The organism is Nocardia sp. NPDC003345 (assembly GCF_053589395.1).
This window is the reverse complement of sequence record NZ_JBSFRU010000353.1, coordinates 1-6,397: the sequence shown is the minus strand read 5'-3', so window position 1 is coordinate 6,397 and position 6,397 is coordinate 1. Positions and strand designations below refer to the sequence as shown.

General features: G+C 70.2%; 8 protein-coding genes. 2 read left to right on the top strand and 6 right to left on the bottom strand.

Annotated elements, in window-relative coordinates; genetic code table 11:
- A partial coding sequence (locus tag ACWDU1_RS27705; RefSeq protein ID WP_450002911.1) for an XdhC family protein occupies nt 1-735 on the top strand: 735 nt, incomplete at its 5' end.
- Here ACWDU1_RS27705 and ACWDU1_RS27700 read toward each other — a convergent pair.
- From ACWDU1_RS27700 to ACWDU1_RS27685, 4 genes are read right to left on the bottom strand one after another with little or no spacing between them, the layout of a single operon-like run.
- The gene (locus tag ACWDU1_RS27700; protein WP_450002909.1) at nt 666-1,226 is read right to left on the bottom strand and encodes a nucleotidyltransferase family protein; all 561 of its coding nucleotides are present in this window, start codon (nt 1,224-1,226) and stop codon (nt 666-668) included. The genes ACWDU1_RS27705 and ACWDU1_RS27700 overlap by 70 nt on opposite strands.
- Nucleotides 1,227-1,250: 24 nt before the next feature.
- Entirely contained in the window at nt 1,251-1,856 is a 606-nt protein-coding gene (locus ACWDU1_RS27695) for a QsdR family transcriptional regulator (protein WP_450002908.1), read from the bottom strand.
- 53 nt (nt 1,857-1,909) lie between these two features.
- The gene (locus tag ACWDU1_RS27690) at nt 1,910-2,731 is read right to left on the bottom strand and encodes an ABC transporter ATP-binding protein (RefSeq protein WP_450002906.1); all 822 of its coding nucleotides are present in this window, start codon (nt 2,729-2,731) and stop codon (nt 1,910-1,912) included.
- Entirely contained in the window at nt 2,728-3,399 is a 672-nt protein-coding gene (locus tag ACWDU1_RS27685) for a FadR/GntR family transcriptional regulator (protein WP_450002904.1), read from the bottom strand. The genes ACWDU1_RS27690 and ACWDU1_RS27685 overlap by 4 nt, the downstream gene beginning before the upstream one ends.
- Before the next feature lie 174 nt (nt 3,400-3,573).
- On the opposite strand from ACWDU1_RS27685, the gene ACWDU1_RS27680 reads away from it, so the two are divergent.
- Nucleotides 3,574-5,337, top strand: coding sequence for a 2-isopropylmalate synthase (locus tag ACWDU1_RS27680; RefSeq protein WP_450002902.1), 1,764 nt, complete (start codon nt 3,574-3,576; stop codon nt 5,335-5,337).
- A 1-nt stretch (nt 5,338) separates the two neighbouring features.
- Here ACWDU1_RS27680 and ACWDU1_RS27675 read toward each other — a convergent pair whose 3' ends face one another.
- Both ACWDU1_RS27675 and ACWDU1_RS27670 read right to left on the bottom strand, forming a co-directional pair.
- Nucleotides 5,339-5,857 (bottom strand): DinB family protein, encoded by a 519-nt coding sequence (locus ACWDU1_RS27675; RefSeq protein WP_450002900.1) that lies wholly within the window; start codon nt 5,855-5,857, stop codon nt 5,339-5,341.
- A gap of 53 nt (nt 5,858-5,910) precedes the next feature.
- The coding region (locus ACWDU1_RS27670) for an acyl-CoA dehydrogenase (protein ID WP_450002898.1) at nt 5,911-6,397 on the bottom strand (487 nt) is incomplete at its 5' end.

The window sequence follows — 6,397 nt, the reverse complement described above, 5'->3', positions numbered from 1 at the left end:
GTTACGGCCTCCGGGGGAGATTGGCCGGAGGCGGTGGTCGGGCGGGCCCGGTCGCAGCTCGCCGCCGGTGCCGACGCGCTGTGCGTGGTCGGTTGCGAGGACGAGGTGCGGGAGGTCTTCGTCGCCGCCTTCGCCGCGCCGCCCCGCATGATCGTGTTCGGCGCCAACGTTTTCGCGTCGGCGCTGTGCCGGGTCGGGCGGATGCTGGGGTATCACGTCACCGTCTGTGAGGCCCGGCCCGTATTCGCCGATCGCACCCGGTTGCCCGACGCCCACGAGGTGGTGGCCGATTGGCCGCATCGGTATCTGCGCGCGACCGCGGTGGACACCCGGACCGTGCTCTGTGTACTGACCCACGATCCGAAATTCGATATCCCGGTATTGATCGAGGCGCTGCGCTCACCGGCCGGCTATATCGGTGCGATGGGATCGCGCCGGGCCGATGCCGAGCGGCGGGCCCGGTTGCGCGAGGCCGGTGTGACCGAAACCGAACTCGCCGCGCTGCGTTCCCCGATCGGGCTCGAACTGGGTGGCCGCACACCCGAGGAGACGGCGATCGCCATCGGGGCGGAGATCGTGGCGGCGCGTAACGGTGGTTCGGCGCGTTCGCTGTCGGCCACCGGGCGTCCCATCCATGCCCCGGCACGCCAGGCTGCCGCGGGCGATCAGCCCGGTAGATCCCCGGGCGTATCGATATCCTCGGGCGATCCGGTGTCGTCGCACGGAACCCGCTGAACCAGATCCGGGTTGGCGGCCAGGAAGCGCCGGGCGCCGATATCGCCGACCGCCTCCGCGGCCACCGCCGCGAAGTACCGCGACCCCAGCAGCACCGGATGACCTTGCCGCCCGCCGTAGGTGGCGACCGCGATATCCGCGCCGCAGGTCAGCAGCCGCCGCACCGCGCCCGCACCGAGCCAGGGCATATCCACCGGCACCACCACCGCGGCCGGCTCGCGCACCGCGGTCAGTCCCACGGTCAGGGACGAGCCCATTCCGGTGTCCCACGCGGGGTTGTGCACCACCTCGGCATCGTCGAGTTCCAGCGCGACCGCCCCGGAGACCACGACCACTCGTTCGCAACCACCGTCGCGTAGCAGTCGAACCGCGCGGTCGACCAGTCGCTCGCCCTCGAACCGCACTTCCGCCTTGGGCCGCCCGAAGCGCCGTCCCGCACCGGCGGCCAGCACGACTCCCGCGGCGCGTACCCGCGGCGCTACCGAATCCATACGTCGATCATGGTGGTCGCCGGGTTATCCGGCCGGCAGGTCGAGACCCAGCAGCGCCGCCTGTACCTGGTACAGCCGGTCGACATCGCCGCGCAGTCCGGTGACGTTGTCGTGGTAGAGGAACGCCTCGCCGAGGCGGACCAGCGAATAGGCCAGCAGCGACCGTTCCAGGTGCGGCGCGTAGCCGTCCTGTTCTTCGGCCCGGGTGATGAGACGTTCCACCGCCACCAGGATGCGCGGCTGCACCGGGCCGTCGCTGGAGGTGAGGATTCGCAGGCCCGCGAGCGGCTCGTTCTCGAAGTACCGGCGGAACGGTTCGTTACCGGCCATCCAGCGGTTCACCCGGTCCAGGACGCTGAGGATGCGCCGGGCGCCGGTCGCGCGCCGCCGGGCATCCGCCCGTTCGATCAGCGATTCGAATTCCCCGGCCAGTACGGCGCCCAGGACGCCGTCGCGGGACCCGAACCAGCGGTAGATGGAGGCGCGGCTGAGTTTCAGCTGCGCGGCGATCGCCTGGACATCGACGCGTTCGCCCGCCAGAAACGCCTGCCGGGCAAGGGCGACGACTTCTTCACGGGTGGCCGAGGCGGGACGGCCCGGCGGTCTGGAGGTGCGGCTCGCGGTGGTCACCCACGTTATGATACACGCAGGAATTCGTGTATCTAAAACTGCCGACCTGCCGCTCAGCGTACCGAGTGCAGGACCGTGACCGGCGGCGGGGCCAGCGGAGACCGCGCGGACCAGCGGCCGCCGTCCCGGTCCACCCGCACCGGATGGTCGAACGCCGCGGAAATCGAGGCGGTGGTGATGGTTTCGGCCGCGGGTCCGGCCGCCACGGTCCGGCCGCCGGCGATCAGCAGTGCGTGGGTGGTGGATATCGGCAGTTCCTCGAGGTGATGGGTCACCAGTACCGAGGCGAGGCCGGGATGGGTGTGATCCAGGGCGTCCACGGTGGCGAGCAGCTGTTCCCGGGCCGCCACGTCCAGGCCGGTGGTCGGTTCGTCCAGCAACAGCAGTCGGGGCGCGGTGACGAGGGCCCGGGCGATGAGCACCCGGCCGCGTTCCCCCTGGGACAGCGTCGGCCAGACGCGGCCGGCCTTGCCCGCCATCCCGACCGCGTCGAGCGCAGCCGTCGCCGCGGCCTCCTCTTCGGCCGAGGGCGCCCATCGCAGGGGCATATCCACCGTGGCGGTGAGCCCGGTCAGCGCCACCTCGTGCACCGTCAGTGGCGAACGCAGGGGATGGCGCGGATCGACATGCCCGATCGAGCGGCGCAGCCGCTGTAGTTCCACCCGGCCCAGCTGCGCACCCAGCACCCGGACCGTGCCGGTGGTCGGGTGGGTGCGGGCGCCGCAGAACCCGAGCAGGGTGCTCTTGCCCGCGCCGTTGGGTCCGAGCAGGGCCCAGTGCTCACCGGCCCGCACGGTCAGCGAGATGCCGTCGATGATCTGATCGCCGTCGCGCCGGAAGGTGACGTCGGTCAGCTCCAGAACCGGTGCGCTCACGTGAATGCCTCCTTGATGGCCAGCAGATGGGTGCGGCTGTGCCGGGCCGCCGCGCCGGGATCCCGGGCGGCGATCGCCTCGGCGAGTTCCTCGTGCGCGGCATGGTCCGCGGTGGACGAGCGCAGGGGGCGGAGTTCGAGCATATCGATCATCGCGGTCCGCAAACGGGGCAGGAAGGTGTCGAAGAGCTGCGTGAGAATATCGTTGTGCGCGGCCACGATCACGGTGCGGTGGAACGCGGTATCGGCATCCACGAGTCCGGCGACCGAATCGTCGGCCGCCGCCCGGACGGTCAATGCGCGACGGATGGCTCGCAGGTCGGCGGGGGTGCGCCGCTGCGCCGCCAGCGCCGCGGCCTCCGCTTCGATCGCGATACGCGCCTCCAGTACCGCGGCGATGGTGGCGCGGCGCAGGACGATATCCCACTCTTCGGGTATATCGCGCGCGGTGACGAAGACCCCGGCGCCCTGGCGGCTGGCCAGCACGCCTTTTCCCGCCAGGATGCGCACCGCCTCGCGCAGGGTCGACCGGCCCACCCCCAGCTGCGCGGCCAGCGTCGTCTCGCCGGGGAGTCGATGCCCGAGCGGCCATTCGCCGGCCCGGATCCGGTCCAGCAGCAGTTCGGCCGCCTGTTCGGCCAGTGGATGTCTCCGTACCTGGGAAACCATGGGTGAACCTCGCTACTTGTCTGAGGAGTGTGTACAGTCTGCCATATGTCGCACCCCGAGCTTCTCCTCGACCGCCACGGCGGGGCCTGAACGATCGGCCGTCCCGCCGTGGGGTTGTCGCCGGCCGGTCACCGTCGCGAGACGGCCGTACGATCCGGAAGGTCCGGAAAGCTCATGTCCGAACAGATCTCTTTCACCCGCACCGCTGCCCGGGGAGCGATTCCCGGCGATTCCCCGGCGTGGTACCGGCAGCGCTCCTCTCCGCTGCCGTCGCATCGCTACCGCGATATCTTCGATCGCGTCGAACTTCCCGCCATCGAACGACAGTGGCCGGACGCCCGGATCCGGCGGGCGCCGCTGTGGGTTCCGGTGGATCTGCGCGACGGTAACCAGGCCTTGGCCGAGCCCATGGACCCCGAGCGCAAACGCCGCTTCTTCGCGCTGCTGGTCGCGATGGGTTACAAGGAGATCGAGGTCGGCTATCCCTCCGCCTCGCGGACCGATTTCGATTTCGTCCGGCTCCTGGCCGATACCGGGATGGCACCGCCCGATGTGACGGTGGTCGTCTTCACCCCGGCCCGCCGCGATCTCATCGCCCGCACGGTCGAATCGGTGCGCGGGCTGCACAACGAGGTGGTCATCCATCTCTACACCGCGACCGCGCCCGTCTGGCGGGATACGGTGCTCGGCAGGGACGCCCGCGCGGTCCGGGAACTGATCCTCGACGGCGCCCGCGATGTCCGCGACACCGCCGGTGACCTGCCGCGGGTGCGATTCCAGTTCTCGCCCGAGGTCTTCAACCAGACCGAACCCGGCTACGTCCTCGATATCTGCGACAGCGTGACCGAACTGTGGGATGCCACCCCGCAGCGGCCGGTGACCCTGAATCTCCCGGCCACGGTCGAGATCGCCACCCCCAACGTCTACGCCGACCAGATCGAGTACATGCACCGCAACCTGGCCCGGCGCGACAGCGTCGTCCTGTCGGTGCATCCGCACAACGATCGCGGTACCGGGGTGGCATGTGCCGAGCTGGCGGTGCTGGCCGGGGCCCAGCGGGTGGAGGGCTGCGTGTTCGGCAACGGCGAACGCACCGGCAATGTGGATATCGCCACCCTCGCACTAAACCTGCACGCCCAGGGCGTGGACCCGATGATCGATTTCTCCGATATCGACGAGATCCGGCGCACCGTCGAATACTGCACCCGGCTGCCGATCCACGAGCGGCATCCCTATGTGGGGGATCTGGTGCATACCGCGTTCTCCGGAACCCATCAGGACGCCATCAAGAAGGGTTTCGCCGAGCATCGGGCCAGGGCCGCGGCGCAGGGCCGGGACGAGCGCGAGATCGACTGGCGGGTCCCGTATCTGCCCATCGATCCGGCCGATATCGGCCGCGCCTACGATGCCGTCATCCGGGTGAACTCCCAATCCGGCAAGGGTGGAATCGCCTATCTGCTCGCCACCGGGCACGGTCTGGATCTGCCGCGCCGCCTGCAGATCGAATTCGCGCGCCGCGTACAGGAACATACCGACGGCAGCGGCGGCGAGGTGAGCGCGGACGAGCTGCGGTACCTGTTCGACCAGCTCTACGTGGATGCGGCGGATCCCTCGGAGGTCGGGCTGAAGGATATGCGGGCCACCGGCTGCGGGGAGTCCCCGGCGATCGAGGTCGGGCTCACGGTCGGCGGCCGTACTCACCGCAGCACCCACCCGGGGGCGGATCCACTCGAGGCCGTAATCACGGCACTCGCGCGGACCGGCCGGCCCATCGAGGTGCTGGGGACCAGCGGTCACGCCGTCGGCGGCCATTCGATCGCGTACCTGGAATACCGGCGCGACGGGCGTATCGGATGGTCCTGCGCCCGGGCCGATACGGTGCCCGAGGCGGCGGTGCGCGCGGCGGTCCGGGCGGCCGGGTTGCCGGCCGGCCGGTGAATCAGCGCCCGGTCCGGCCGTCGATCAGCTCGCGCAGCAGGTCGGCGTGCCCGTTGTGCCGGGCGTACTCCTCGATGAGGTGCAGATACACCCAGCGGAGGCTGTATTCGGTTCCGTTGGGGTGGCGGCAGCGGTGGTCGAGCGGCAGCCCGGCCACCGCGGCGTCGGCCAGCCGGATCTCGTGTTCGTAGGTCGCGAAATCGACGGCGGGATCGGCGGATCCGGCATCGTCGAAATCGCCGTCCGGATTGTCGAGCGAACAATAGAGGTACTCGAGCCGCTCACCCGCGGCCGCCATCCGTAACCAGCCCCGCTCCACCTCGGCCAGATGCCGGACCAGCCCGTGCAACGACAGCGACGACGGCGGGGCGCCGCGGCGTGCCAGCTGCGCGGCGTCGAGGCCGGCGCAGCGATCGAGCAGCGTCCGGCGGTGATGGTCCAGCCAGGATTGCAGCATCGGCCGTTCCGGGCCCGTGGGTAGTGTCTCGATCCGTTCGATATCCGGTGCGACCCAGCTCATTCCCCGAATGTAGCGCCGTGGATCCGTGCGGGCGGCGGCGCCGGGTGAATGTCTCAGAACCAGGCGTCGTGCATATCGAGGGTGGTGGTGTCCAGCTCGGCGAGCAGATCCAGCTGCGGACCGGTGCGGGGCAGTTCGTGCCGGAAGAAGTACCGCGCGGCGTGGCGCTTGCCGTCGTAGAAATCACCGGTGCGGCCGTGGGCGGCCACCACCTGCTCGAGCCAGATCCACGCCACGATGTGGTGGCCGAAGGCCTCCAGGTACACCGAACTGTTCGCGAGGGCGACCTCGATATCCCCGGCCGCGAACAGGCTCCCGGTCACCGTGACCAGGCGGGTCCACGAGGTGTCCAGCCGATACGCGAGGTCGGCGGCCTCGTCGCCGAGGTCCCGGGCGGCAGCGAGGGTGGCGCGGATCCGGCCGTCGAGTTCGCGCAGGCTCGCACCGGATTGCTGGGTCACCTTGCGGCCGAGCAGATCCAGACCCTGGATACCGTGGGTGCCCTCGTGAATCGGGTTGAGGCGGTTGTCGCGGTAGTGC

Excerpts from the sequence above, each read along its gene's own strand:
- ACWDU1_RS27685 (WP_450002904.1), bottom strand. The coding sequence starts at position 3,399 with ATGGTTTCCCAGGTACGGAGACATCCACTGGCCGAACAGGCGGCCGAA.
- ACWDU1_RS27700 (WP_450002909.1), bottom strand. The coding sequence starts at position 1,226 with ATGGATTCGGTAGCGCCGCGGGTACGCGCCGCGGGAGTCGTGCTGGCC.
- ACWDU1_RS27680 (WP_450002902.1), top strand. The coding sequence starts at position 3,574 with ATGTCCGAACAGATCTCTTTCACCCGCACCGCTGCCCGGGGAGCGATT.
- ACWDU1_RS27675 (WP_450002900.1), bottom strand. The coding sequence starts at position 5,857 with ATGAGCTGGGTCGCACCGGATATCGAACGGATCGAGACACTACCCACG.